The sequence below is a fragment of the Acinetobacter calcoaceticus DSM 30006 = CIP 81.8 genome (assembly GCF_000368965.1).
Lineage (GTDB): Bacteria > Pseudomonadota > Gammaproteobacteria > Pseudomonadales > Moraxellaceae > Acinetobacter > Acinetobacter calcoaceticus.
In genome coordinates, this window is sequence record NZ_KB849780.1 from 2276073 (window position 1) to 2302783 (window position 26711).

At 34.0% G+C, this 26711-nt stretch carries 23 protein-coding genes; 7 read left to right on the plus strand and 16 right to left on the minus strand.

The window, feature by feature from the left end:
• Positions 1-6: 6 nt before the first annotated feature.
• From nuoC to ndhC, 3 genes are all read right to left on the minus strand, one after another.
• Positions 7-1794 carry an NADH-quinone oxidoreductase subunit C/D gene (gene nuoC, locus F936_RS15620; protein WP_003653478.1) on the minus strand — a complete coding sequence of 596 codons (1788 nt, stop codon included), beginning with the start codon at positions 1792-1794 and terminating at the stop codon, positions 7-9.
• Between the two features lie 84 nt (positions 1795-1878).
• Positions 1879-2556, minus strand: coding sequence for a NuoB/complex I 20 kDa subunit family protein (locus F936_RS15625; protein WP_002050353.1), 678 nt, complete (start codon positions 2554-2556; stop codon positions 1879-1881).
• Positions 2557-2562: 6 nt separating this feature from the next.
• Positions 2563-3114 carry an NADH-quinone oxidoreductase subunit A gene (ndhC, locus tag F936_RS15630; RefSeq protein ID WP_003653481.1) on the minus strand — a complete coding sequence of 184 codons (552 nt, stop codon included), beginning with the start codon at positions 3112-3114 and terminating at the stop codon, positions 2563-2565.
• Between the two features lie 424 nt (positions 3115-3538).
• Here ndhC and F936_RS15635 point away from each other — a divergent pair, with 424 nt between their 5' ends.
• Positions 3539-4957 carry a GGDEF domain-containing protein gene (locus F936_RS15635; RefSeq protein WP_005048755.1) on the plus strand — a complete coding sequence of 473 codons (1419 nt, stop codon included), beginning with the start codon at positions 3539-3541 and terminating at the stop codon, positions 4955-4957.
• Positions 4958-5048: 91 nt separating this feature from the next.
• Positions 5049-5402, plus strand: a complete 354-nt coding sequence (locus tag F936_RS15640; protein WP_003653485.1) for a hypothetical protein — start codon at positions 5049-5051, stop codon at positions 5400-5402.
• A gap of 22 nt (positions 5403-5424) precedes the next feature.
• Here the strand turns inward: F936_RS15640 and bfmS are convergent, their stop codons facing one another.
• The 3 genes from bfmS to F936_RS15655 are packed head-to-tail and all read right to left on the minus strand — an operon-like array spanning position 5425 to position 8002.
• Positions 5425-7074, minus strand: coding sequence for a sensor histidine kinase BfmS (gene bfmS / locus F936_RS15645; RefSeq protein WP_005048758.1), 1650 nt, complete (start codon positions 7072-7074; stop codon positions 5425-5427).
• A 32-nt stretch (positions 7075-7106) separates the two neighbouring features.
• Positions 7107-7823: a response regulator transcription factor BfmR gene (gene bfmR / locus F936_RS15650; protein ID WP_003653488.1), complete on the minus strand. Its 717-nt coding sequence runs from the start codon at positions 7821-7823 to the stop codon at positions 7107-7109.
• Positions 7820-8002 carry a hypothetical protein gene (locus F936_RS15655; protein ID WP_016801725.1) on the minus strand — a complete coding sequence of 61 codons (183 nt, stop codon included), beginning with the start codon at positions 8000-8002 and terminating at the stop codon, positions 7820-7822. Before F936_RS15655 ends, bfmR begins: the two co-directional genes overlap by 4 nt.
• A gap of 353 nt (positions 8003-8355) precedes the next feature.
• Here F936_RS15655 and F936_RS15660 point away from each other — a divergent pair, with 353 nt between their 5' ends.
• The 3 genes from F936_RS15660 (at position 8356) to F936_RS15665 (ending at position 12793) form a co-directional block, all read left to right on the plus strand.
• The gene (locus tag F936_RS15660; RefSeq protein ID WP_003653489.1) at positions 8356-11187 is read left to right on the plus strand and encodes a ribonucleoside-diphosphate reductase subunit alpha; all 2832 of its coding nucleotides are present in this window, start codon (positions 8356-8358) and stop codon (positions 11185-11187) included.
• Positions 11188-11243: 56 nt separating this feature from the next.
• Positions 11244-11375 (plus strand): hypothetical protein, encoded by a 132-nt coding sequence (locus F936_RS19055; protein ID WP_003653490.1) that lies wholly within the window; start codon positions 11244-11246, stop codon positions 11373-11375.
• Positions 11376-11509: 134 nt separating this feature from the next.
• Positions 11510-12793 (plus strand): ribonucleotide-diphosphate reductase subunit beta, encoded by a 1284-nt coding sequence (locus tag F936_RS15665; protein WP_003653492.1) that lies wholly within the window; start codon positions 11510-11512, stop codon positions 12791-12793.
• A gap of 197 nt (positions 12794-12990) precedes the next feature.
• On the opposite strand, the gene F936_RS15670 is transcribed toward F936_RS15665, so the two are convergent.
• On the minus strand, positions 12991-13284 hold the full coding sequence (locus F936_RS15670) for a hypothetical protein (RefSeq protein ID WP_005048761.1): 294 nt from the start codon (positions 13282-13284) through the stop codon (positions 12991-12993).
• Positions 13285-13544: 260 nt separating this feature from the next.
• Positions 13545-14129 (minus strand): hypothetical protein, encoded by a 585-nt coding sequence (locus F936_RS15675; protein WP_005048763.1) that lies wholly within the window; start codon positions 14127-14129, stop codon positions 13545-13547.
• Positions 14130-14982: 853 nt separating this feature from the next.
• Between F936_RS15675 and F936_RS15680 the strand changes: the two genes are divergently transcribed.
• Together F936_RS15680 and F936_RS15685 are read left to right on the plus strand one after the other, a co-directional pair.
• Positions 14983-15570 (plus strand): recombinase family protein, encoded by a 588-nt coding sequence (locus tag F936_RS15680; protein ID WP_004641449.1) that lies wholly within the window; start codon positions 14983-14985, stop codon positions 15568-15570.
• Between the two features lie 551 nt (positions 15571-16121).
• Positions 16122-16319 (plus strand): hypothetical protein, encoded by a 198-nt coding sequence (locus F936_RS15685; RefSeq protein ID WP_227505617.1) that lies wholly within the window; start codon positions 16122-16124, stop codon positions 16317-16319.
• A 260-nt stretch (positions 16320-16579) separates the two neighbouring features.
• Here F936_RS15685 and F936_RS15690 read toward each other — a convergent pair whose 3' ends face one another.
• The 8 genes from F936_RS15690 to F936_RS15725 all read right to left on the minus strand — a co-directional run.
• On the minus strand, positions 16580-16987 hold the full coding sequence (locus F936_RS15690) for a hypothetical protein (protein WP_005048769.1): 408 nt from the start codon (positions 16985-16987) through the stop codon (positions 16580-16582).
• Positions 16988-17595: 608 nt separating this feature from the next.
• Positions 17596-18582, minus strand: coding sequence for a hypothetical protein (locus tag F936_RS15695; protein ID WP_005048772.1), 987 nt, complete (start codon positions 18580-18582; stop codon positions 17596-17598).
• Positions 18536-20050: a glycosyltransferase gene (locus F936_RS15700; RefSeq protein WP_005048774.1), complete on the minus strand. Its 1515-nt coding sequence runs from the start codon at positions 20048-20050 to the stop codon at positions 18536-18538. The genes F936_RS15695 and F936_RS15700 overlap by 47 nt, the downstream gene beginning before the upstream one ends.
• Positions 20051-20060: 10 nt before the next feature.
• Positions 20061-21110, minus strand: a complete 1050-nt coding sequence (locus F936_RS15705) for a YheC/YheD family protein (protein ID WP_005048776.1) — start codon at positions 21108-21110, stop codon at positions 20061-20063.
• On the minus strand, positions 21110-21904 hold the full coding sequence (locus F936_RS15710; RefSeq protein ID WP_005048778.1) for a serine hydrolase: 795 nt from the start codon (positions 21902-21904) through the stop codon (positions 21110-21112). Before F936_RS15710 ends, F936_RS15705 begins: the two co-directional genes overlap by 1 nt.
• Positions 21905-21907: 3 nt before the next feature.
• On the minus strand, positions 21908-22633 hold the full coding sequence (locus tag F936_RS15715; protein ID WP_005048781.1) for a CatB-related O-acetyltransferase: 726 nt from the start codon (positions 22631-22633) through the stop codon (positions 21908-21910).
• A 3-nt stretch (positions 22634-22636) separates the two neighbouring features.
• Complete coding sequence (locus F936_RS15720; RefSeq protein WP_005048784.1) at positions 22637-24295, minus strand: hypothetical protein; 1659 nt, start codon at positions 24293-24295, stop codon at positions 22637-22639.
• A gap of 114 nt (positions 24296-24409) precedes the next feature.
• On the minus strand, positions 24410-26711 hold a 2302-nt coding region (locus tag F936_RS15725), incomplete at its 5' end, for a type I secretion C-terminal target domain-containing protein (RefSeq protein WP_005048786.1).

Genomic DNA, 26711 nt, shown 5'->3' on the forward strand with positions numbered 1-26711 from the left:
TACCTCTTAGCGATCCACGTCAGCCATAACCACGTCAATGGTCGCCAGATAAATGATTAAGTCAGATACCAAACTGCCGTTAATCACTGCAGGCATTTGCTGTAAGTGAGTAAACGTCGGTGTACGAATACGAGTACGATAACTCATCGTCGATTTATCTGAAGTCAAGTAATACGTACTTGCACCTTTAACCACTTCAGTCATAAATGATGACTCGCCCGCTGGCATGACAGGACCCCATGAAACACTCAAGAAGTGCGTAATCAAGGTTTCAATATCTTGTAATGTCTTATCTTTCGGTGGTGGAACAGCCAATGGATGATCCGCTTTATATGGACCAGAAGGCATGTTATCCAAACACTGTTGAATAATTTTTAACGACTCAGTAATTTCACGGAAGTGAACGAGTACACGTGCATATGCATCACCTTCATACTCAACTGGCACATCAAAATCGAAGTTTTCATAGCCACTGTATGGACGATATTTACGAACGTCAAAATCGATACCTGTCGCACGTAAACCAGTACCAGTTACACCCCATGCGAGTGCAGACTTGGCATCGTATTGTGCAACGTTACGCGTACGACCAATAAACACAGAGTTTTTCAATGCTGCTGTGTAGTATTCGTTTAAGCGCTTAGGCATCCACTCTAGCAAGTCTTTAACAAGTTTTTGCCAGTTATTTGGAAGATCGTGTGCTGTACCACCAATACGGAACCATGCTGGATGCATACGGTAACCCGTGATTGCTTCAACAATGTCGTAAACTTTTTGACGGTCTGCGAACATATAGAATACTGGTGTCATACCACCGGCATCCTGAATTGCCGTACCACAGAACAACAAGTGGTTATTAATACGGAACAATTCGTTCAACATGACACGAATGACTTGAGCACGTTCAGGAACTTTGATTCCTGCCATTTGCTCTACAGCCATCACATAAGGCATGTTCTGAGCACAACCACCCAAGTAGTCAACACGGTCAGTATAAGGAATGAAAGAATGCCATGTTTGACGTTCAGCCATCTTTTCCACACCACGGTGGTGATAACCGATATCAGGAACACAGTCCTTCACTTCTTCACCATCTAACTGCAATACAACACGGAACGCACCATGTGCAGATGGATGGTTAGGACCCAAGTTCAGGAACATGAAGTCTTCGTCAGCGTTACCACGCTTAAGACCCCAATCTTCTGGCACAAAGCGTAAGTGCTCTTGCTCAAAGTCTTGTTTCGCTTTGTCTTGCATGTACGGCGTATATTCTGTCGCACGTGCTGAATATTCTTTACGTAACGGATGACCTTCCCAGTACGTTGGCAACAAGATACGACGGAGCATTGGATGCCCTTCGAAATTGATACCGAACATATCGTAAGCTTCACGTTCATACCAGTTGGCATTTGGCCAGATATTGGTCGCTGTCGGAAGGTTAAGATCATTTTCGTTCAAGGCAACCTTGATACGAATGTCACTATTACGCTCAAGCGATAATAAATGATAGAACACAGTGAAGTCAGATGCTGGTAAACCATCACGATGAACACGTAAACGCTCATCCATCGCAGATAAGTCAAACAGCATTACATATGGACGTTCCACTTTACGTAGGAACATAAGGACTTCTTGCACGCGTGCGCGCTCAACCCAGACTGTTGGAAACTCTTCAAAAGTCGCCTGCACGTAAAAGTTCTCACCAAATTTGGTTTTGAGTTCTTCTACGATTGCAAATGCTGGGCGTGAATCAACTGGTGTTGACTCTGGCATAGCAATGTCAGTTTCAGCCATTGGCTTGGCTTCCTATTTAATACAAATTCTGTCAATTTTCTCGATGAACATATCGGTTAGATATGTCAAAGCACCGTCAAAAAATTATTTAATCTCATCCATAGACCGTAAGTTTTTAACGGCAATACGCTGCGCATTCTTACGGTCACGTTCTGGCATCATCTTTGGCTTATACACTGGCTGAAGATCATCACCGATCACGGCAGAAAGCGGGCGTCGCTCTAATTGAATCTGGTCTTGTAAAAGCATTAAAGCTTGAATTAACGCTTCAGGACGAGGTGGACAACCTGGGACGTACACGTCAACAGGAATAATTTTGTCTACACCTTGTACTACTGAATAGATGTCGTACATACCTCCAGAGTTTGCACAAGCACCCATCGAGATGACCCATTTAGGCTCTAACATCTGTTCATATAGACGCTGAATAACTGGTGCCATTTTTACGAAACAGGTCCCTGCAACAATCATCAAGTCAGCTTGACGAGGTGAAGCACGGATAACCTCTGCGCCGAAACGTGACAAGTCATGCACACCTGTTAAGGTTGTTGCATATTCAACGTAACAACATGAGGTACCAAAGTTAAATGGCCACAAGGAGTTTTTACGCCCCCAGTTTACTGCTGTATGCAAGACATCCTCTAAACGAGTCATGAATACGTTTTTATTCACTTCCTCTTCGAGTGGATCTGTCACGATTTGACGTTCTTGCAATGGGTATTGATCAGCATCCGGATTCGCGCGGGTCAGAGTATATTTCATCCCGACTTACTCCTTTTCAGATGACAATGCAGGTGTAGTTTTTGACTTAACACGACCTGATGATTGAGCTGGAATCTGGCCTGTAGGGTCAGTTACGAGCTCTTCAATAGAGTTAAAGCGTGTAATTTCAGCAATGTTCATTGTTGGTGAACCGATTTTAATCGCCTCACCTGCTGATTTACGGCGATCTGCTGGTGACCAACTTAAAGCACCTACAGAGAAGGCATAAACAAGCGCAATCAATAAATCAACGACAAAGATCACGACAGTGGTATATCCCAACCATCCTACTTCACGCACAGAAGTAGACCATGCATAGAGGTAAAGTGCCTCTAAGTCGAAGACAACAAAGAAAATTGCAACTAAATAGAACTTTGCAGACAGGCGAATGCGAGCGCCACCAGCACTCACGACACCCGATTCAAACTGCTCTTGCTTAGCACGCCCCCACGATTTCCCCCCGAGGAGTAAGGGAACTGTGAGCATAAAGACGCAAAGAAATGTAACGCCGATCACGAAGGCGATAATCGCCCAGTCGTATGGAGTAATGGCACTCATGCGGGGATAACTCCTGGCAGGCCTATTATTTAACAAAGAATGTATGTATTGGCCTTCAAATACACCAAACACAAAATTAATCCCGCCAATTGTACCTGATTTCTAATTTCGCATGCTAGTTGAAGCGTCTTAGTCTTTCGGATGATTTTCTAAACAAAACTATTCTTCTATGGGTTGTAAGGGGGGTTTCACCACGCATAATCGGTTTATTTAATAGTTTTTTTGTTTATGATGATTTTTTTCATTTTTTAATTTTAGAATAATTACACAGTTCATCGACCATTAAGTTTTTATAACTTACTTTTTTATAATATTAGTTTGTTTTTTATTGTATTCAACTTCCCCTCTGAATTATGATGAATGTTTAGTCATGCATAATATTTTATTACTCTTGGATAAGAGTGTTTATCATTAAGGGCAGCTGATGCCAGACTCACTTCGTGAATTTTCATTTCCCTCTTCTTTAAAATTTTTTCTCCTGTTTGGCTTCATTATTACGGTATGTTGTTTTATTGGCATCGCATCTCGTCCTTTAAGTTTTCTGGCATTCTTTTGGCCAGCCAATTCTGTTTTGCTCGGTTTACTCATTCGCTTTCCGAGCAATCGTCGGCCAAGCACGTTTTTAGGGGCCTACATAGGTTATGTTATTGCTGACCTATTTCAGGGTACTCCATTTGCTCTCACACTCGTTTTAACAACGTCAAATTTTATTTATGTTGTTACTACCCTCGCATTCTATACATTTTTTAATCAGCATATTAAAGCAGCCTATCGAGGCTATTCTTACCTCTTTTTATTTGGTTTATGCGGTATAGGCAGCGTAGCAGGCGCGTTATTTGCAGCAACTTTCGTGCCTATGTTTAATACTAAATTTATGCTTGGTAATTTGTGGGATGAATTCGGTTACTGGTTCACTTCAGAACTACAAAATGCCCTACTTCTTTTACCTATCATCTTGAACCTACCTCAATATAATCAGATAAAAAACTACTTTTCTAGAAATCGTGGTTTAGAAGCAATTGACCTTTTACCTTTTTTGGCTGTCATTATTTCTATTGGCGCTAGCTATTATGACTCTGGTCCTGGTTCGCTCCTCTACCCGATTGCCGCACTCATCTGGTGCGCTATTCGCTACAAACCTATTATCGTTGCACTCATTACAACCTTTACCAGTGCCTATATTATCTATCATGTCTCTGGACATTACCTTCTGCTTTATCCAAACGAATATTTAAGCAATACCATCTCAATTCGTATTGGCTTAATCATGATGACGATTGCACCTCTTACCGTCTCTAGCATTAGTGTTTTACATTCAGAGTTAATTCAAAAGCTTCAACATGCCATTGCACATGATGAGCTGACCTCTAGTCTTACCCGACGCCAGTTTTTGCAGTCGGTCAGATTACTTCAAGAAAAGGTATACAAGGAAAATAAAACCTCAGCATTTTTCATGCTTGATGTAGACCATTTCAAACACGTTAATGACAACTACGGCCATCAAATAGGAGACCGCGCCCTACAGACTTGTGTCACCACTATTCAAAATATTTTGCATCCTCATGACTTATTGGGCCGCTTTGGCGGTGAAGAATTTGCAATTTTTATTGCAGATACCACCAAAGAGAGCGCCTTTGACCTTGCAGAGCAAATACGAATTAAAATTAGCCAGCAACCGATTTATATTTATGGGAAATTACCAATTTTTATTCAGGTCAGTATTGGCATAAGTTTATATTCCCCATCTTCTCATAGGGCGATTGAAAATTTATTTAAAGAAGCAGATGACGCTTTATATCAAGCAAAACGCCAAGGGCGTAATCGGGTCTTTATATCTTTATAGGTTTTCATTTAATCATCTAGTGTAATGAATTTTATACAATATCCTATATTTTGCCATGTATGCTAATAACAGATAATAAGGAGAAAAATGCATGACTCTAGAATATACGCATAAACCAAACTACTACTTGTTTGCGCAGTTACTTGTGCGACATATAGAAAGCTATATTCACAAACATCCAGATGCTAACAATGCAATTTTTGACTTGCGAGATGTCTATGAAATATTTAGGCAGGATTTTGCGTCAACAACAACAAACCTAGAAGGTATTTTGCATATTGCGGATGAATATAAAATAGAAACGCTTAATGGAGATCAACCTCTTATTCAAAAATACCAGATTGATGCAAAAAATAATTCATTACTGATCGACTTTAATTCCGATGCGTTGAGCAGCTTAAGAAGCGGAAAACCTATTTTGGAACCGGATGCAACTCGATTATAAGTAATTCAATAAAAAAGCACCTTTATGAAGGTGCTTTTTTATTGGCTTTCAAAGGAGGTTGTTTAAAGCGTTTTGCAGGCCATGTCATGATAAAGCGAGCTCCACCTAAGGTAGGACTTTCATCTACTTTAATTTCACCACCGAACCAATAAGCAATACGGCTTACAATAGACAACCCTAGACCATAGCCACCCGACGCACGAGTACGGCTATCATCTAAACGAGCAAAGGCTTCAAATACTCTTTGACGATCTTGTTCCGGAATTCCGGCGCCATCATCTTCAACACAAACAAAGGCCATGCCATCGCTGTGAATACCACCTGTAATACGAACTTTGTTATCACAATAACGAACAGCGTTACCTACCAAGTTTTGAACAACCCGATGTAAATAACGACGCTCTGCATCTACTTTCAAATAAACAGGGGGAGCAACAAGTTCAATTTCTTTCTGCGTTTTTAAAGCTTCGGTTTCTACCACAACCTGATCTAATACATCGAATAGAGCAATTTCAGCAAAATCTAATGAAGGTGTACCCTGCTCTAGTTTCGCATAAGTCATAATTTCATCAATTAAGGTATTGAGCGCCTCAATATCTTTATCAATCATATCGACCTGATGCATACGATGGTTGTAATCATCTTCTTCTGCCAACATTTCTGTACCAAAGCGTATACGGGCAACCGGTGTTCTTAGTTCATGAGATACTGCTCTCATCAACTCTCGCTGAGCCTCGATTAAACGCTGAATATGATCAGACATGTTGTTATAACTTGATGCCAAGTTTGCCATTTCGTCACTTCCTTCAATAGGAACACGCAATGACAGATCGCCTGACTTCATACGGTTTAACGCATAACGTACTTGGCGAATTTTACGCTCAAGCGGCAAGATAAGACCATAAACACCTAAACTCAACAGGAATAGGCTAAATAAGGTAATTCCGGCAGAAAGCTGTAAAGGCATCCAGTTAAACATGGGAACCGGCCCAAGAACTAAAACTTGTGCAGGATGATTGGGTATTGGAGATACGATCGAAATGGTCGTGCCACGCATTGTTGCACTATCTTTGTACAACATGACACTTTGGTCTTGGCGTAAACGGCCAATTTGCTCGGAATCCAGATTAACATCTTGAATATTGTAGATATTAATTGGATATGAGAAATGTTTTTGAATCTTGGCAAGGTATTCTTGTTCTTGCCCCGGATAAAACATTAGATAATCAAGTACAAAAATAGGGAGAGCCTTCATTTGGCGCTCACTAATTTTGTCCACTTTTATAGATAAAAAGTGCTGAGGATCATCACGTAAGCCAATAATAATATACGCAATACTATTACTGGCATCGTAACGGACAACAGATTTTTGAGCTTCGATCCGTTTTTTCTCGGTACGAGATAACTCAACCTTGCTCGCATCAGTGTAATAAATTGGAAGTTCCAATAAATCAGATGCATCTGAAACCCAGTCTATTTTCTGTTGCTTCCCCGGTTGTCGAGCGACTCCCTCACTAATGACATAAGAAATACCATCAGTTAAAGACTCTCGGTATTCTTGTGCCCGTTGATAATTGATGATTTGTACAAGCAAATAACCAAAAACGGCAACCAAAACAACAAGAATTACCAGTCCCGCATATATTCGCAGGAATATGCTGTGTTTAAACACTCGACCAACCTTATAGGAAGTTTATGCAGATCTTATAACCCATTGGTTTCTTTAACGAACAAGTAACCTTTACTACGTACTGTTTTAATACGCTTTGGATTTTCAGGATCATCGCCAATTTTTGGACGAATACGTGAGATACGGACATCGATTGAACGGTCCTGACCATCGTATTCAATACCGCGTAAACGTTCGAAGATATCTTCACGCGATAAGATACGGCCGGCATTTGATGCAAGCAACCATAATAGGTCATATTCTGCGCTAGTGAAATCAACAAGCTCACCATGCAACGTTACTGAACGGCCGCCATTATCAATCACAAGGTCATCAAACTCGATACGTTGTGCAACTTCGTCTTCTACAGTTTTATCTGTACGACGTAATAACGCACGGATACGCGCTAAAAGTACGCGTGGCTGAACTGGTTTAGCGACATAGTCATCCGCTCCCATTTCAAGGCCAAGTACCTGATCCATATCTTCTGTACGTGCAGTCAACATAAGAATCGGTTGATGATAATGTGGACGAACTTCACGACAAACGGTTAAGCCATCGGCACCCGGCAACATGACATCCAGAACCACTAGATCTGGTTGTTCACTAATAATACGACGAATTGCACGGTTACCATCAGTTTCTACACCAACTTCCAAGCCGTTGCGGATTAAATACTCTTGAGTTAATCGTGCTAAACGCTCGTCGTCTTCAACGATCAGAATCTTTGGTAACTTTTCTTCTTGGCTCATATCATTGCCCCTATAAATCTCATTACATGCATCTTAAAAATCTTGCAGATACATTCGTTTATCATTTGCAATATACACACGTTTACATTGTAAACAAGTAGGCGTTCACCAAACTGATACATGACAACCATGTTTTGTTGCATTTTATTAACCTTTGAATTTTCTCGTGTTTTTAACATTTAGTTATTGTTATTAAATTTCATATTCTATTCATATTTCCAATGTATGAATATTAAACAAATTATTTCTTTAACTACTTTAATTGTATTTAAGTGCTTGTTTTTTGAGTTATCCACAAAGTTATCTATAAGTGTTTTTTGATTGCTTTGCTATGCTATCTCCCATCAAATCATACAGATAAAAAATTACTAAAAAGTCAAGATTGATCTGCTATGAAAAATCCCGTATCTTGTGTTCAAAATAAACTTTAACTACTAAGTCTTGTGTTTATCCCTCAAATATCGTGGCATACTTTTTGCTCGGTTCAAACGGTCTATAAACATAACAAAAGTGACAATGGAGCTATGCTGGCATGAGCGTAATTACTTCGACTCCCGGTCAAATTCAGGTGATCAAACGCACTGGAGATGTTGCTGCATTTGATGCAGAGAAAATTTCTGTTGCGATTGGTAAAGCTTTTCTTGCTGTGGAAGGTCAACAGAGTTCGGATTCAAGCCGTATTCACGACCGTATTACCCAACTAACGGAAATGGTATTAAATACTTTCACTCGCCGTTTACCATCGGGCGGTACGATCCATATTGAAGAAATTCAAGATCAGGTTGAACTTGCTTTAATGCGTACCGGAGAACAGAAAGTTGCCCGCGCTTACGTGATTTACCGCGAACAACGTACGACTGCTCGTCAGCAAACGAACTCAAACCACCATCCGACGTTACAAGTGACCGATGCAAACGGTCAGCTTCAGCCACTTGATTTAAGTGCATTGCAAGCAACTATTGCTAAAGCAGCTGAAGGTTTGGAAGGTATTGATGTTCAGGCTATTGTCGATGAAACCGTTAAAAACTTATATAACGGCGTAAAAGAGACTGATATTGCCACTACGATGATGATGGCAACACGTACTCGTATTGAACAAGAACCAAACTATACTTACGTGACTGCACGTTTGCTTTCTAGTGAATTAGTGAGCACAGGTTTAGCGTTCTTAGGCTTACCTACAGATACTCCTGAAAACACTGCACTCGAAGCCTTTTTGAAAAAAGGTGTAGAGCTTGATTTGCTTTCACCAGACTTGCTTGATTTCGATTTAGAGAAACTTGCAGCAGCAATTCAACCAGAACGCTCTAATCAGTTTACCTACTTAGGTTTACAGACTTTATTTGACCGTTACTTCATTCACTCAAACGGCGTTCGCTTCGAATTACCGCAATTATTCTTTATGCGTGTGTCGATGGGTCTTACGTTAAATGAGCAAAATAAAGAAGAACGTGCAATCGAGTTCTATAACTTATTGTCTAGCTTCGACTACATGGCGTCTACGCCTACCCTGTTTAACTCAGGTACGTTACGTCCACAGCTTTCTAGTTGTTACTTAACAACGATTGGCGATGACCTTTATGACATTTATGGCGCAATGCGAGACAACGCAATGCTTTCTAAATGGGCTGGCGGTTTAGGTAATGACTGGACACCTGTACGCGCATTGAACTCTTATATTAAGGGTACAAACGGTAAGTCTCAGGGTGTTGTTCCGTTCTTGAAAGTTGCGAACGATACAGCCGTTGCGGTAAACCAAGGTGGTAAGCGTAAAGGTGCAGTATGTGCATACTTAGAAACTTGGCACTTAGACATCGAAGAATTTTTAGAACTTCGTAAAAACACTGGTGATGACCGTCGCCGTACACATGATATGAACACTGCGAACTGGGTTCCAGACTTGTTTATGCAACGTGTATTTGAAGATGGTGAATGGACATTATTTACGCCTTCTGAAACTCCAGACTTGCACGATCTAACTGGTGCTGAATTTGCTGAGCGTTATGCTTACTATGAGTCTGTAGCAAAAGAAACAAACATGCTACACAAGAAAGTACGTGCTAAAGACTTATGGCGCAAAATGCTTTCTATGTTGTTCGAAACTGGTCACCCGTGGATTACATTCAAAGACGTATGTAACTTACGTTCACCACAACAACATGTTGGTGTAGTTCACTCATCTAACTTATGTACTGAAATTACCTTGAACACAAATCAAGACGAAATTGCAGTATGTAACTTGGGCTCGATCAACCTTGTACAACACGTTCAAGGTGGTGTGTTAGACCGTGAGAAGTTAGCTCGCACAATTAAAACAGCAGTACGCATGCTTGATAACGTTATCGACATTAACTACTACGCTGTACCACAAGCGAAAAACTCGAACTTGAAACACCGCCCTGTGGGTATGGGTATTATGGGCTTCCAAGATGCTCTATATGAAATGAACATCGCTTACGGTTCAGATGCTGCTATTGATTTTGCTGATGAATCAATGGAAGTGATTAGCTACTACGCGATTGAAACTTCAAGCAACTTGGCTGTTGAACGTGGTGCTTACTCAACATTCAAAGGCTCATTGTGGGATCAAGGTATCCTTCCAATCGACTCTTTAGAAATTGTTGCGAAATCTCGTCCAGAGCGTATGTTCGAAGTTGACCGTACTCAACGTTTAGACTGGGACACTTTACGTGCCAAAGTTCAAAAAGACGGTATGCGTAACTCAAATGTGATGGCGATTGCTCCTACTGCAACCATCTCTAACATTTGTGGTGTTTCTCAGTCAATCGAGCCAACATTCCAGAACTTATATGTGAAATCTAACTTGTCTGGTGAATTCACTGTCATTAACCCATACCTCGTTCGCGCATTAAAAGAACGTGGTCTTTGGGACACAGTGATGGTTAATGACTTGAAACACTTCGAAGGTTCAGTACAAAAAATTGCTCGTATTCCTGAAGAATTAAAAGCAATCTTTGCAACTGCGTTTGAAGTAGACACACGCTGGATCGTTGATGCTGCATCACGCCGTCAAAAATGGATCGATCAAGCTCAGTCGCTTAACCTTTACATTGCTGGCGCAAACGGTAAGAAACTTGACATCACGTATAAGATGGCATGGTTACGTGGTCTTAAGACGACTTACTACCTCCGAGCTTTAGGTGCAACTTCTGCTGAAAAATCTACAATCAACACAGGTGCTTTAAACGCAGTTAAACCTGCGACTGTTGAAGCGGCTCCAGTTGCTGCCCCTGTTGTAGAAGCGAAAAAGCCTGAAGCAGTTGAAGAAGATGGTTTTACCCAAGCAGCTCCAGTTCCAATGGCTTGTTCAATTGACAATCCTGATTGTGAAGCTTGCCAATAATATTCAATAAAATTGCTCTTTTTCACTAAAGAGCAATTTTACAAGAGGTAAAGATTATGCTTTCTCATCTCAGCCATAACTATATGCTTGGTGTTGGAGTTTTAATCTTTGCCTTTCTTTTCTTTTATATGCCACTGGTTTACGCATTTTTTACAATACGTAAGCAACAGCGTAAGCAAAATAAGTAGTAGAGACCAAAGGCCCAAAATTTGGTCATACCTCAATAAAACTTAATTTTGTTTACACATTAAAAGCGTATAGTAGGGACATCTTCGTTTAAGAGATGTCAAATATAGATATACACAACGAAGAGAGAACAAAAATGTCTATCCTTAGTTGGGACGATTTTGAAGATGATTCGCAAAAACCGGCTGCTCCTGAACTCAAGTCTGCGCCCGTCAATTCGGAAAAAACGACTAATTCGCAGAATGTATCTTCTGCGGAGTCATCATCGCAGAGCTTGGCAACTTCACAATCCGCTGGAACCCATTCCGTGCGACCAACAGTTGCCTCCGATACGGTGGCTAGAGCCTCTGCAGCCTTAGAACATTTAGATGTTGCTCCTGGCCTTGAAGAACTAGAAATGGGCGCACAACGTGTTCAAGTTGACGACAAAGCCATGATTAACTGTCGTGCAGACTTGAACCAGCTTGTTCCATTTAAATATGAGTGGGCTTGGCAAAAATATCTTGACGGGTGTGCAAACCACTGGATGCCGCAAGAAGTAAACATGAACCTAGACATCGCGCTTTGGAAGTCTGAAAACGGCTTAACTGAAGATGAGCGTACGATTGTTATGCGTTCTTTAGGTTTCTTCTCGACTGCGGACTCTTTAGTTGCAAACAACTTAGTATTGGCAATTTACCGCCACATTACTAACCCTGAATGCCGTCAGTACATCTTGCGTCAAGCATTTGAAGAAGCGATTCACACTCACGCTTACCAATACTGTATCGAATCTTTAGGTATGGATGAAGGCGAAGTCTTCAACATGTACCGTGAAGTTCCATCTGTTGCGCGTAAAGCAGCGTGGGGATTGAAATATACTCAATCTTTAACAGATCCTAATTTCCACACAGGAACACCTGAAAACGACCAACGTTTACTTCGTAACTTGATCGCGTTCTACTGTGTTCTTGAAGGGATCTTCTTCTACTGTGGCTTTACTCAAATTTTGAGTATGGGTCGTCGTAACAAGATGAACGGTGTTGCTGAGCAATTCCAATACATCTTACGTGATGAATCTATGCACTTGAACTTTGGTATCGACATGATTAACCAGATCAAGATTGAGAACCCTCACCTTTGGAGCGCAGAGTTCCAACAAGAAGTGGTTCAAATGATTGTTGAAGGCACAATGCTTGAAATCGAATATGCTCGTGACACGATGCCACGTGGTGTATTGGGTATGAATGCAAGCATGATGGAAGAATATTTGAAATTCATCTGTAACCGCCGTTTATCTCAGTTAGGTTTACCAGAGCAATTTGCTGGTGTAACGAATCCATTTGCGTGGATGTCTGAGATGATGGACTTACGTAAAGAGAAGAACTTCTTTGAAACGCGCGTAACTGACTACCAAACTGGTGGTGCATTAAGCTGGTAAGTTTAAGCATCTGCCAAACAATAAAAACCGCTATTGATAGCGGTTTTTTATTTAAAGTATAATTCACTAGCTCAAACAGAACCCATATACAAAAAATTTAAAATAAATTTTAAAAATCAACAACATAAATTACAACAATAAAAACCCAGAGTAGTTTTAACTAAACAAAAAATAAGCATCTTTTTAATATTCAAAAACTAACAACCACAAATCCAAAACATATTATAGACAATAAGAGCTGGAGCACTTACAGGATACGTATCACTATCGAGAGATTTATATAGCCTATTCTTGTACTTAATAATTAGTAACTTTTCTTTTCGATCAACGACCAAACCAACTCTATAAATAAAGTAGAAGGAATCATTATTATTTATTCGTCTAAATACAAATTGTACTGCATCTTCTTCTTGAATTTTTGAATGATCAACTGCTATAAAACCATTACATACAGAACATTTCCATTTATCTGAATCAATACTCATATCCATACTTCAAATTACCCCATCATATAAATTAATTGCATAGTTAAGTAATAAAACTTTCAATAAATTAAAATTGGGTTAAAAAAATCCACATAACAATATCAATAAAAAAAAGAAAACATCAATATGAATTTAATTTTAAAATTAAGATATTATTTAATAAGTATTAAATTAAAAAATAAAACACAATTTAATGCATAAAAATTCACTAAAATAGTCAATAAAAATATTTCAATCAATTATTAATCCCATATTAATCTTTATAGCTATTCACTGGATTTTCCAAGTATTCTTTGTATTACAGTCCTTGATACAGCAAGATCTTTAGCTAAAGAATATACACTAAATCCTTTTTTAAATTTATTAATAACTTCCTGTTTTTGTTCATTTGTTAATTTTTCAGGTCTCCCTACTTTTTTAGATAATCTATGATTCTTTTGTGTAGATTGGTCGAGCAAGAAAAGTTTTTCAAAACTAATGCAAATTTCTATAAAATTAATAAAATTATTTCTAATACTTTCTTTCAACTCACAATTAAAATATTCCAATATAATCAATTTAATTTGTTTTTTTTCAATCAATATAATTGTAGATAATATTTCTTTAAAACTATTCCCTAAACAGTCAATTCCTTTAACAATTAAAAAATCATCCTCTTCTAAAGAATAGTTAATCAAATTAAAAAAAATAGTCCGTAAAGTAATAGACTTATCAACTGAAGCCAATTCCAGTACTACTCTACTATATGAAACTTTATGATTAAAAGTATTTAACAATGAAATAAAAGATTCTTTTTCTTTGACTAATTCATCAATATTAGAATTGACCCTCATATAAGCATAAATACGCATGCTCCCCCCATCCCTTAGAGTCATGTGAAGTGCATTTCCAAAGTATGTTCAAATCAAAGCATTTCTTTTAGATACTTTTAGAGCTTCACTTATTGTTTGTTATATAATTAATGTCTTAAATTTATACTTTTATACTAATATAATTTTTCTTATATTTCTACCACCAAAAAAATTCAAAAATATAATATAAAAAAATATTATATCAATAAAAAAACAATTAACCGGTAAATCAATTATCCGTTTCAGCCTTAAATATCAGCATTATAATAATCAACAAGACCTCAAATATCACAAGACATTAAATCAAACATCCATTTTAAATAAAAAGTATTTAAAAATCACAAACACATTGATTATAATAAACCAATTATTTTGTATAATATATCATCTAAAATTGTTTTAAACCTATGTATTAAATTTCCAATAAATTTAAACACACAATCAAAAACAAAATAAAATCAACATACAAATTATTAAGAATCAAACACCTATCAAAAACATCAATAATCTTACAACTAACAACTTATTACTTTGCTATATTTTATGTACTCAAATTAATTCAAATAAAAAATAAAACTAGATTTTAATATCGAATTTATATTAAATTCAGAAGTAGTTTAAGTAGTGAGTTAATTTAATATACAATACACTAAACCCAACAAACCAATAAAATTATTAGGTAACATGATTATGGAAGTTAATAAAAATTTAAAAAAAGTAATGATTTAACTATGTACTTAATTATTATGTTTTAAACACTGTATAGTACACTTTTGTGATTTAGTTCATGTTTTTTTTAAAAAAATAAGATGCTAATATTTGTTTTGTTTTTGTTTAATTTTGGTGTTTTAATATGCGTACATATGCCTATGTTAGAATAGAGCCTAATTTGCAATTTGAATTTTCTAGGTATATCTCTTTTTTTAGTGAGTATGGCTATAAAATCCAAAAGAATAGATTAGTAGTAGAAGAAGTATCTGTTGATAAATCTATTGCTTATAGAGATAAATTTCTTAATTTAATAAGTTATTCTTTAGAAGAAGGTGATGTTTTAGTGATAAAAAGCATGGATTGCTTAGGAAATAGCTTTGAAGAAATTTTAGGAATAGTTGATAAAATTGATCAAAAAAAAATCAGACTAATATGCCTGGATTACTCTAAAAATGAAATTAATGGTGACTTAAAAATTTTCTTTCTTCATTTTTTAAAGTTATCAGCTGAATTTGAGAAATTATTTAAATCTGATAGTAAAAAATACAAGGATCACAAACCAACAAGAAAAGTTGGCCGACCAGAAATATTAAATAATGAACAAAAAAATAGAGTAATTGAATTGTTTAAGAAAGGCTACAGCGTATATTCACTCGCTAAAGAATTTGCAGTTACAAGAACAGTAATTCAAAGAATTTTAAACAATGCATCGAAAAGTAATGCATTGTAATTATTAAATATTTTGGATTAAATGATCTATGACATACATATGGAACAATATAAAAAGGAAGAGTTATGAATCATATAGTATTAGTCTCCTAAATAAGCTTAATTAAATTTCAAGCAAAAAATTAGATAAATTACTGAAATATAACTATATATTATTTATTTTTATGCTTAAAATTTAGATACTATTATCGAGAAAGGATATAATTAATTCTATATTAAGTTAGTTTTTCTTAGAATTCTTTAAAATTAGTTTTATGTCTTTCATCATTATTACTCTGCCTATAAAAACATAATTAGTTAACTCTCAAATAATTCAATAAAAATAATATTTATTTTCAACAATTTAAAACAAAACATTTTATGTAAAAATATAATTTATATAGATTTACTATTGATTATATTTACATCGTAGAGTTGCTTTCCATGAAATAATTTCTTAATAAACCAACCATTTAAAATTTATAAATTTCAGCTTTTAACAAAAGCAACTCTATGGTTTTAAAGCATTTATTATGAAAAGTTATTTATTTTAAAATATGATAAATGTTTAATATGAATGATATTTTCTGGAAATCCTCAACAGGCTCAGAAACAGGTGATATTTATATTCTGAAAGGAATTGGCCCCTTCCCAACTATTATTATTTTTGATACAGAGTTAATAAAAAGTACCAGAACTTATGCTACCTTCTATGCAGAGAAAATGAAAGAAATAGGTTTTTACTTTTCTAGTGACATTAAACTTAAATAAAATAAACAAGTATGAAAAAATTAAATTGGCTCAGCTATAGAATATATATCAAAACGAAAAGAAGTAAATTTCAATAAGATCTACTTAATAAAAATTGAAAAAATAGATTCCAATATAAAATTATACAAAAATTATTTTCAGGCTATCGCTTAAATTAATTATTTTATTTTAAATAGCTAAACCTTTAAATAAAAATTATTTGAATGAATTATAATGAGACCAAGCTAGTAAGGCTTAGTCTCCTTTTATCTGTTTAATTATCAAAAACCATGACTAACAGATGATTTAGAAACATAAATTGAATTTTTTGGATTTGCATCTTCTACCCAGCATGACTTAGAAATATTAATCTCTTCACCACTTACTAAAATAATTTTTGTCTGTTTCAGATCACTAGTAACATTACTGGCAGCATAATAATGATGTTTATCACAAATTACTGTCTTCTTATGATTACTTGCATATTGAGAGGCTTTATCTTCTGCAACCTCTCCTGTACCAAAGCTAGGGTGGTTTGATTTTTCTGATATTAAATACAATTTATGACTAGCAATGGTATTAATAGAAGGTGGTGAATAAACTGATTGATGACCATATGGCTGATTCACACAACCCGTCAAGATTAGTGTTAATGAAAATACGATTTTAAATAGAAGTAAATTCTTCATTAATTTTAATCCTCATGTTAAATATATAATCATCCATTTTTATAAAATCCATCTTAAATTAAAATTTATAGAATTAGGATTATTAATAATAGATATATTACTATAATAGTTTTATGTCAAATTCAACTATACACTCTTAAATTATAATAAAAGAAACAAACATAATTCTAAATTCTTTATTAATTAAGAAGAGTCCACATCCTGTAAGGTGTGGACTTAGTGAATATCACTTAAACCTGAAATATGAAGAAAGTTGTATAACAACATCCTCAAGATTATATTCACATGAAAACTAGGCTTTATCAATTACAAATTAATTAAGTTCATAATAATTTTTTATAGAAAAAAATTATCCTTATTTTACATATACTAAGCTCACTCACAACTTAAATAATGTTTTAAAATTATGTTTTAAATACACTCTTTTTAAGTCAATTTTTAATTAATAAAGTACTAAATTTTTAAGATTTTAAATAACCACACTTTTATAAAGACATTAAAAATTATAATAATAAAAACCTATTTTATAATATTTATATCTAAAATTAGTTAAATATAGGTGATTTATTATTTAAAGGTTTAATAAAATAAATTATAGGCACCAATAATTACAAACCTAAAAAATCCTTCTCATCAGAATTTAGTTTTATTCCAGATTCTATGATTGTTTTTTTAAGACATTTTATGATTATTGCAGAGTTATAAAAATTATTATATCTATTTAATGGAAGTAATACATTTCGGTCACTTGCTACTAATGATAAATTTGATAAAAAATTTCTCATAAATATATAGCCCGAGAAAGACTTATCTTTAAAAACTAAGCTACCATCAACATACGTACGCTTTATTATGCTATCTGGTAAATTTAATTGACTGTCATTCTTTTTAGTCAAAAAAGCTAATCTATACCACAACTTATTGTAAGGTACTTGGTAAATATTATTTTGTAAACTGCTACTACTTGTTGGTAAAAGAACTCTTCCCTTTGTATCAATGTCATCTTTTCTTAATAATCTTTCTGACCAGTTTGCCATACCTTCAAGATACCAACTTGGTTTTAATGGACTATAACCATATTGATAGAGATGAAATATCTCATGGGCAACAACTGTCCAATAATTACCCGGAAAGTTTTTTAATCTACTATTTAATTTAATCAACAAAGCCTTATTTCTTTTAGCCCCATCAAAACTGTATACATAGGGTTTATCATAGGCAATACCATTATAACTTATGTTAACCACATGAATATCAATATAATTGACTTCAGAACTATATCTTGGACTATTGAGAGGATTAACAAAACCTAGATAGTCAAGTGCATCTATAGTTGCATTAGCTTGAATTGCAATGTTTTCTATATAATCTGGAATATTATTTTTATTAGCATCTGTCTGCTCTATCTCATTCAGAGTATAGACCACCCTAATTTTTCCAGATTTATAATATTTTTTCTCGTCTTTTATAGTCATATTTTCTTTGACTCCAGCTAGACATACCAAGCTAAATGATGAGATCAAAAATATGAAAATAATTTTTAAAATATTATTTAAAAATAAGATTTTTCCATAGTTTAAAATTATTTTCATCATTAAATCTCCATACAGATTTAGCGCAGTTTTTATGGAATAAACTTATTTTTTCTCTATTATTCAACAATTCTACAGCAGTATTAATAAATTTTTCCGTATCGTTATCTTCAATCAAATAACCATTATAGTCATTAATAATCATTTCACTCGGACCATAATCAATATCAAAAGAAATTACTGGGCAATTATTCTTCAAAGAATCTAATATAGCCATACAAAATCCTTCGGATCCACTAGTAAACAACATGAGATCTGCTCTTTTGAGTACAGAACTTACATCTGAAACGAATTCACATAGTCGTACAACACCTTCCAAATTATTATTTTTTATAACTTTGTTTAAATTTTCTTTCTCGGGACCGAAGCCATAAATATCTAATTTTGCTTGAGGAATTTTCTTATAAATCTCGCTAAATAATTCAATAAGTAGATCTAACCGTTTTACTTTATCAAATCTTGCCAAACATACACATTGATATTCCTGTGGTAAAGTTAAACTATTTTCAAATGTTGTATTTTTATAAAAATGGGGGATAACTGTATAGTTAGAATAAGAACCAAATCTCTCGCTAAAATCTATTTTTTGTTTCTCTGTTAGAAAAATGAGATGATCTATTTTATCTAAGTTCTCAATATAACTATTGTAGTGCGCATTAGATTTTGAATTTTTTTCTCTAGCTTTTGAATAATGTGCAGCATGAATAACCCCAATCACAGTAGAATTTTCTTTTTTATTCAATAGTATATTTTTTGCAAAAACTATTGCTCTATCAATAATATAAACTTTGTGCTCGTTCACATTATTTTTAGATAATGTATATTCAAACAACTCAATTTCTGAACTAAACTTTCGTGAAATTATACCCTCCTCTTCATACAGATATAGACTAACTATCTTTCCTTCCTTATTATAATTTCTTGATAAGACTAGATGGTTGTTAATATCATAGAAGTCTTCTGTGATAACTAATCTATTACTATCTAAGACTTGTGATGAACTCAAAATCCCCTTTTCATTAAATTTCAATCTTTTAACTATTTGCCCAGATTCAAAAATATTTATATGACTTAAAATCCCTTGCTTATTTTTAACATAATATTTACATAGTTTATTTTTATCATCAAAGACCTTAATATTTCCTAAACTATCACTTTCAATATTTTTTTCTTCGATGCTAAATTTATAATTCTCTTCAGGTTCAAAATTAATTGAAAATTCATTTTTTTGATAAAAAGAGTATAAATTTAAAAAATTAATATCTTCATTTACTTTAAAATCCAACAATTTACTTAAATATAAATCTTTATAAAGTAGATTAACCATAGGGTTATAAGAAAGAGTACATATATTTACTTCAACTCCATTTCTACTAAATAAATCTGCTCTTTTAATTAGTGCAATTAATAGACCATTCTTTTCCTGCTTAATTGCAGGATAAAGCATATATATACCCTTTTCCTTTAACATTATAATCCTCTTATCTTAAATTAATAGGTAAAAAGTTATTCTTGAAAGGTGGTTTTGCATTTTCTTGTAACCACTCATAATAATCAACCTGAGCTTTTGCTACAGGGTAAGCCATAAATCCAATTCCTGGACCTGCATTGACCTCAAATATAGCAATGTTCCCTTCCTGATCAATACCTAAGTCTAAACCTAATGAATCTAAGCGCCATGCATATTGCTTTTGGAAAGCCAGAGGAAATTTTTCGAAAATTTTCTTTATACTTTTATTAATTTTCTCAAATGAATTTGGATAATATTGCTCTAAAAACATTTTTTCACGCGTAGTGATTAATGCTCCTTGCATACCATTCGTAATGTCAATATTTTTATTAATATTTACATAGGGAAAGAATTTTATTAATTTCCACTTACCACCGGCTCCTCTACTAATTTGCATGCGAAAAACTGTATTAAGTGAATTATTTGTAGAACTATTAAAATACTTACTTAGGGAATAACCTTTATTCTTAATATCTTTATCAAAAAAATGTCTAAGTTCATTTTTATTGAATTCATTTTTTTTATCCAACTGCTTTACAATATATTTTTTATCTAAGAACTCTACAGAAAAAATTCCTTTCCCCTGATTACTCGATAAGGGCTTTAATATCACTTTCTTATATTTTTGAATTGCATTCAAAAGATCATCAAACTCTTTACAGTCCTCAACACTTATCAAGAATTCATTGATATCTTCAATTTTTTTTAATTTTAGGTCAACATTCTTTTTTGTTCCAATTCTATTTGATGTAAAAGGAATTTTTTCAGCTAATTTTAAATAAACTTCCTTATCCTCAGCCTTAACAGCCAGCCTATTTTGAATTACATTAGGGAAGTTAAATTCTTTTTCTAAAACTTTTCCATTTAGTATAGTCTTGCCTACTACCTTTTCAGTTTCAAAACATACATCTTTTGCTGTAAAAACATAAGCTTCATGCCCTCGACTTTGGGCAACAATAATGAAGATTTCTTCTACATCAGTTAAGTTCTTTGCTGGTTTTAAAATTCCAAATATAGACATTATATTACTCCAATTAAATCATTAATCATTTCTTGATCAATCAATCTACTGTGATCATCTTTTGAATACCCTAGACAAGCAATAAGATATTTATTGCGTATTTTTACTATTTGTACACTATTAAATACATTTGGAAAAAGTGTTCCTGTTTTAATAAATGTTTTCTCATTTGAATCAAAATCAATATTGATATAATTACTATTCCGCTGAACAACGATACTTTGATGAGGATAGAATAAGAAAGATTCTATTTTCTTATTCTTTAATATATTAAGAACTAATTTCAATAAATCATTAACAGTTGTATATTGTTTACTTTCATATAAGCCATGTGAATTTACAATATTTGTAAGCTTCATCCCAATTCTATTTATTACTTTGCTTGCATGTTCTTCATAAGGAACATTCGTTTTTTCTTCAATTACTTCCTTTAATACTTCAGCACTCGTATTACTTGACTTAAACATCATATTTTTAAGTAAGTCATTAATTGTTATAAGATCATTTTCCAACAAGTTATAACCACTTCCAACTATTAAATTATTTTTTTTAATTTTAACAATTTCTCTTAAAGAAATATTTAAATCAAACACCAAAAACAGTGTTAATAACTTTACAACAGACCCTGGTACAATTTTTATATTTTTACTCTTAGAATAAACTTCAATGCTGTGCTCTTCATCAACAATAAAGATTGACAATGACTTAGCCGAGATTTTCTCAATTTTTTTCATAATTGAATTAAATTCGATTAATCCTATTACTTTAGTTTCTACATTTATAATAGTGTTCATACTTTACTCCACTATTAACTTTTTCAATTTCATTTTTTCTAAATTATTTTTTTTCGAATCAAATTCAATCAAAAACTGTTGAATATTATCTATTTCTAGATTTTGAATATCTGAAAATCCATATTCCCACCATTTTGATTTTAGTAACCGGTTAATAGTATCTTCATCAAATCTGTATTTTATAATTTTTGCAGGATTGCCACCGACAATTGCATAAGGAGGTACATCTTTTGTAACGACTGAATTTGCTGCAATTACAGCTCCATTTCCAATAGTTATCGTTGGTTTTAACAACGCTCTTGCCCCTATCCAAACATCATGCCCAATATCCAGTCCTTTTAATTCAGGATTATTTGGTAACCTTCGAGCATTTTGATTCACCTTATTTATTTCTAAATATTTTTGATAAATTATAAAATTTCGATCATATGTTGTTGCTGAGGTTGTAAGCCATTCATGAGGATGCCTTAAACCAAGTACTCTCACTCCTTCTGCTATGGAGCAATACCGACCCACTTTAGTCGTAATTGGCAATAGAGACCAACTATAAGAAAATGCGCCCATACTCCAAATGTTGTTACCGACTAAAAATGCACAAAAAGGTTCAATTTCTACTTTTTCTAAAAAATTAATAAAATCTTCATCAAGAAATCTTGAGTTACCATTACGAGTAAAAAATATATTATTTTCACCCATGGTTTCTTTTAGCTCTATATATTGTCTTTTCATATATCACTCAAAATAGTTATAAAAAGCTACTAAACCAGATAAATTATGCTCTTGATCATCTATTCGTGCTCTAAAACGATCATGTCTAACAAAGAATGCATTCTTAACTTTATCTGGCCTAGCCATATACATTGCTAATTCTGGATAAAAGAAACCGGTAGAACACTGAAACTCAACTCTATATTTAATTAATTCTTTTAACTCATCAAATTTAGCTTCATTAAACAACTCTAGATAATTATTATCTCGCATATATAAAACCATTTTATATGCTGACATCATCATTTCTAAAAATGTTGCATAAGCAGTTTTTCTATTTTTAATAAACTCCATGTGATTTAGATAATTATTCATTCCAAATCTGAAATATTTTTCTTCAGGGCATATTTTTGTTAATTCATTTGTACAATAACTTAACCAATGGTCATGATATTTATCATATTTTTTAACAATAAAATTATCAAACATTAGTTTAACAGTATCTAGTAAATCTTTATTTTTATTAATCTGATATAAACGTAAAAGCCCTAAAGCAGCTTCACCATCATAATATACAATTCTAAATTTCTCTTTTACACTTAATGAAGGATAATTTAAAATATGACTAGTTTGTCCATGTTCATCAATCATATATTGTATCCCTTTTGCTAGCATTTCAGCATTTTCAAGATACTTATCATTACCAGTTAGTTCTTGATATTTAGCAAGCATAAAAATTGCAGTTGCATTTGAACCTAATTTTATTTCTAAATCTTGCTCTCCATCAATCATAAATCCTTTTTCTTCTATAATTTTATAAAATTTCTGAAATGCATACTCCATAGATCTTTCAATTTTATCTAAATATTTTTTATTAAAATCTAGTTCTAATGTTTCTAACAATGCATATAAAGATGTACAATGTCTAACAGTATTATAGCTTTTAATTTCCCTATCATAAGCGGGGAAATAACCATAAATAAAGCGACCATCATCCATAATTTGATTATACAAAAACTCGGCATTATTAATAATAATCTCTTTGATCTCAGCCTTATTAATTTTAGAATGACATCTTATTCCATTTGCTACACCTACAGTCTGCAAATCAATAAACATCCCCTTTTCATAAAAAGCAGCTATAGTGTCAAAAACCCACACTTTTTTTATATCATCTAATTTAAAATACTTAGTAATATTTTTATATTTTGCTTTTATCGCATCATTAAGATTCTTTTCATCAAAAAAATTAGGTTTATCAAATGAAATACCTTTTATAATAGCTTTACCATATATTTCTTGTTCTAAAAAACATAGATTAAACTTTCCATCAAAGCTGATACCTTTTCTATAATGATTATTATGCTCTTGATTTAAAATAGAAAACTCAACATCATCCCAGCTCTCTTCACTGATATTATATGCAAGATCTATTTTAAAAAACTCAGGTAGTCCTCTATTTTTAGAATAAAAATTATCTAAAAAAGAATATATTCTTTTTAATACAGTATTAATATTTTCATCAAAAGTATTCCATACTTCACAGCGTTTTTTCTCATTTCCAACAGATAAGAAAACACATATACCTCCCTCACTTTCAGAATGGTTTTTTAATTGAATTAACAACCAATCTTTTAATTTTTTTTTGAATTCCTCAAATTTACTATAGGTATTAATTTCCATATTATCACTTTAAAAAATCTTTTAAGTTATTATAACATATCATATTTAATTTCAAAATTATTTAACAAAATAAAAAAAGAGGATCCGTAGATCCTCTTTTTTCAAATAATCAAATTAAAATAATATTTGACTATTTTGCAGTAGTTCATCAATCGTAGTAGTAGTATTTTTAAGAGTTAAGATTTCTGTAGAATTATAAGATATTCCACTTCCATCTCTATCTATACTAATTACTGTATCCGCACCTACTTGAGTAGCAGTTACATATTGACCAATATTTGTATTATTAACAGACTGACCTGATAATAAAGTACTTATATCGATTTTATCTCCTTCTGCTTTATTAAAATCACTCCAGGTATCTGAACCATTTCCACCTGTAGAATCTGTAGTATTTAGAAGGTTGAATATAACTGTATCTGCACCAGTACCAGTTGTATAAACATCATTTCCTGATGTACCAGAAATTAAATCATTTCCAGTACCCGTTTCATAATGTCTGCCCAAGTTAATTGTTAATGTAGCTACATTACTTTCATCGCCATTCGCAGCTATAAGTTTATAATTGAAACTTGTAGCTTGACTTCCATCTGCGGTGGCATTTGGAGTAAAGGTATATGTACCATTAGCAGCAATATTTAATGTTCCATTACTGTAAACCAAAGTTTGACCAGTAGCTTCAACAAATACGCCAGCTGCATTTTCTACAAACAACTTGGTACCCACACCACCTGTCACATCAGTACCATTACCACTATCATCTGTAATTATGTTACCTGTTGCTGGAGTAAATTCTCCAGAAGCAGTAAATACATCGTAATGTGTCAATGTTGGTTGAACTGAGGTTTGTACCGTAGTCGTATTAGTACCATTAACAAGGAATGACTCATTGCTTTCTGTACTTGTATAAACTACACGCCATTGTGTCGCCACACTATCCGCTGGTATTGAATAACTATTATCAATGATCGTAGCATTCGACCCACCTAGGAATGGATGGTTATAAGTTGTAGTTGGTGAAACATATACAGTTTGCCAGCTACCCCCTACCAATTTTTGTACGCTATAACCGAAGGTATCATTATTAGCGCCAGATGAATCAGTTGTAGTAACTTTGATAGATAAAACAGCAGAGGCATTTTCATCTACGGTAACAACATCTGAAGTATCTGTACCAGGATTACGCGTATAAGTATAACCACCAAATAAGCTACCAGTTCGAGTAACAGAAGCAGTCATTGAACCAAGATCTGCCGATTTTGTTTCAACAAAGTTTGTGTAATCTACTTGAGCGCCATTGATATCATTAGTAGCAACTAAATCAACTGTACCATCCAAAGTAGGGTCAGTTGGCCAGTTAATGTCTACTTGAGAACTATCAATTCGGATATTGAGATTAGCTGTCGCTGTATTTCCATCAACATCTTGAATTGTATAAGTAAACGTATCAACTTTACCTACTGAGTTAGGAATTTCCGGATTTCGAATGTATTCATAATTCCCATCCTTATCAATATAGAGGTCACCATAAGCACCTTCTATTTTTTGGAAGCCATTAACAGATTGATCCACTGTTAATGTATTACCAGTCTCAGAACTTACTTGTGTAACAACTAGTGGCTGACCTTCAGGATCGACATCCGCTACATCCCCTGGACCTTCAGGAACAATAACGTTGCCACTTACAACAACCTCACCATAATCAGTTGCTACGCCACCTGATGGAATGGTTAAAGTTGGGAAGCCTAAACCTGTAAAGTTAAGCCCTTGGTCATTTGTCATGACAATGGCATATTGACCTTCAGGTAAATCATTAATCGTGGTGCCACCTGTATAGAATCCTACAAGTGCTGCAAAAGCAGTTCCGGCATTTGGAATATGCTCATAAAGCTCATATTCTCCTGTGTTTTCATTTAGACGAAGAACATCGAGGCCTAAACTAACAACACCCACACCAGCATATAAGCCACTGATATTTACATTAAAGTCCTGCAATGTTCCTTGAGGAACTTCTACTTGCAACGCATTGTTCGAAGCCCATGTCCAGTCCAGAATCAAACCATCATAAGAAGGTAGAACTACAGACGTCTTAGATTGTGTAGGTACAGGGCTTGTTGTTGGATCAATATTGGCATCGAGCGTTGCCAAGTCGTCATTCGCAACCAAGTCTGAGTCGCTGTCAGAATCCGAATCGCTGTCAGAGTCAGAGTCGCTGTCCGAATCCGAGTCGCTGTCAGAGTCCGAGTCACTGTCCGAATCCGAGTCACTGTCAGAGTCCGAATCGCTGTCGCTATCAGAGTCTGAGTCGCTGTCAGAGTCAGAGTCGCTGTCAGAGTCAGAGTCGCTGTCCGAATCCGAGTCGCTGTCAGAGTCAGAATCCGAGTCAGAATCGCTGTCCGAATCCGAATCGCTGTCA

Excerpts from the sequence above, each read along its gene's own strand:
- F936_RS15680 (WP_004641449.1), top strand. The coding sequence starts at position 14,983 with ATGCGTACATATGCCTATGTTAGAATAGAGCCTAATTTGCAATTTGAA.
- F936_RS15660 (WP_003653489.1), top strand. The coding sequence starts at position 8,356 with ATGAGCGTAATTACTTCGACTCCCGGTCAAATTCAGGTGATCAAACGC.
- F936_RS15685 (WP_227505617.1), top strand. The coding sequence starts at position 16,122 with ATGAATGATATTTTCTGGAAATCCTCAACAGGCTCAGAAACAGGTGAT.
- F936_RS15675 (WP_005048763.1), bottom strand. The coding sequence starts at position 14,129 with ATGCGTATTTATGCTTATATGAGGGTCAATTCTAATATTGATGAATTA.
- F936_RS15665 (WP_003653492.1), top strand. The coding sequence starts at position 11,510 with ATGTCTATCCTTAGTTGGGACGATTTTGAAGATGATTCGCAAAAACCG.
- F936_RS15710 (WP_005048778.1), bottom strand. The coding sequence starts at position 21,904 with ATGAACACTATTATAAATGTAGAAACTAAAGTAATAGGATTAATCGAA.
- F936_RS15700 (WP_005048774.1), bottom strand. The coding sequence starts at position 20,050 with ATGTTAAAGGAAAAGGGTATATATATGCTTTATCCTGCAATTAAGCAG.
- F936_RS15640 (WP_003653485.1), top strand. The coding sequence starts at position 5,049 with ATGACTCTAGAATATACGCATAAACCAAACTACTACTTGTTTGCGCAG.
- F936_RS15690 (WP_005048769.1), bottom strand. The coding sequence starts at position 16,987 with ATGAAGAATTTACTTCTATTTAAAATCGTATTTTCATTAACACTAATC.
- F936_RS15635 (WP_005048755.1), top strand. The coding sequence starts at position 3,539 with ATGCCAGACTCACTTCGTGAATTTTCATTTCCCTCTTCTTTAAAATTT.
- F936_RS15720 (WP_005048784.1), bottom strand. The coding sequence starts at position 24,295 with ATGGAAATTAATACCTATAGTAAATTTGAGGAATTCAAAAAAAAATTA.
- F936_RS15695 (WP_005048772.1), bottom strand. The coding sequence starts at position 18,582 with ATGATGAAAATAATTTTAAACTATGGAAAAATCTTATTTTTAAATAAT.
- nuoC (WP_003653478.1), bottom strand. The coding sequence starts at position 1,794 with ATGGCTGAAACTGACATTGCTATGCCAGAGTCAACACCAGTTGATTCA.
- F936_RS15670 (WP_005048761.1), bottom strand. The coding sequence starts at position 13,284 with ATGGATATGAGTATTGATTCAGATAAATGGAAATGTTCTGTATGTAAT.
- F936_RS15715 (WP_005048781.1), bottom strand. The coding sequence starts at position 22,633 with ATGAAAAGACAATATATAGAGCTAAAAGAAACCATGGGTGAAAATAAT.
- bfmR (WP_003653488.1), bottom strand. The coding sequence starts at position 7,823 with ATGAGCCAAGAAGAAAAGTTACCAAAGATTCTGATCGTTGAAGACGAC.
- F936_RS15655 (WP_016801725.1), bottom strand. The coding sequence starts at position 8,002 with ATGTTAAAAACACGAGAAAATTCAAAGGTTAATAAAATGCAACAAAAC.
- F936_RS15625 (WP_002050353.1), bottom strand. The coding sequence starts at position 2,556 with ATGAAATATACTCTGACCCGCGCGAATCCGGATGCTGATCAATACCCA.
- F936_RS15705 (WP_005048776.1), bottom strand. The coding sequence starts at position 21,110 with ATGTCTATATTTGGAATTTTAAAACCAGCAAAGAACTTAACTGATGTA.
- F936_RS19055 (WP_003653490.1), top strand. The coding sequence starts at position 11,244 with ATGCTTTCTCATCTCAGCCATAACTATATGCTTGGTGTTGGAGTTTTA.
- ndhC (WP_003653481.1), bottom strand. The coding sequence starts at position 3,114 with ATGAGTGCCATTACTCCATACGACTGGGCGATTATCGCCTTCGTGATC.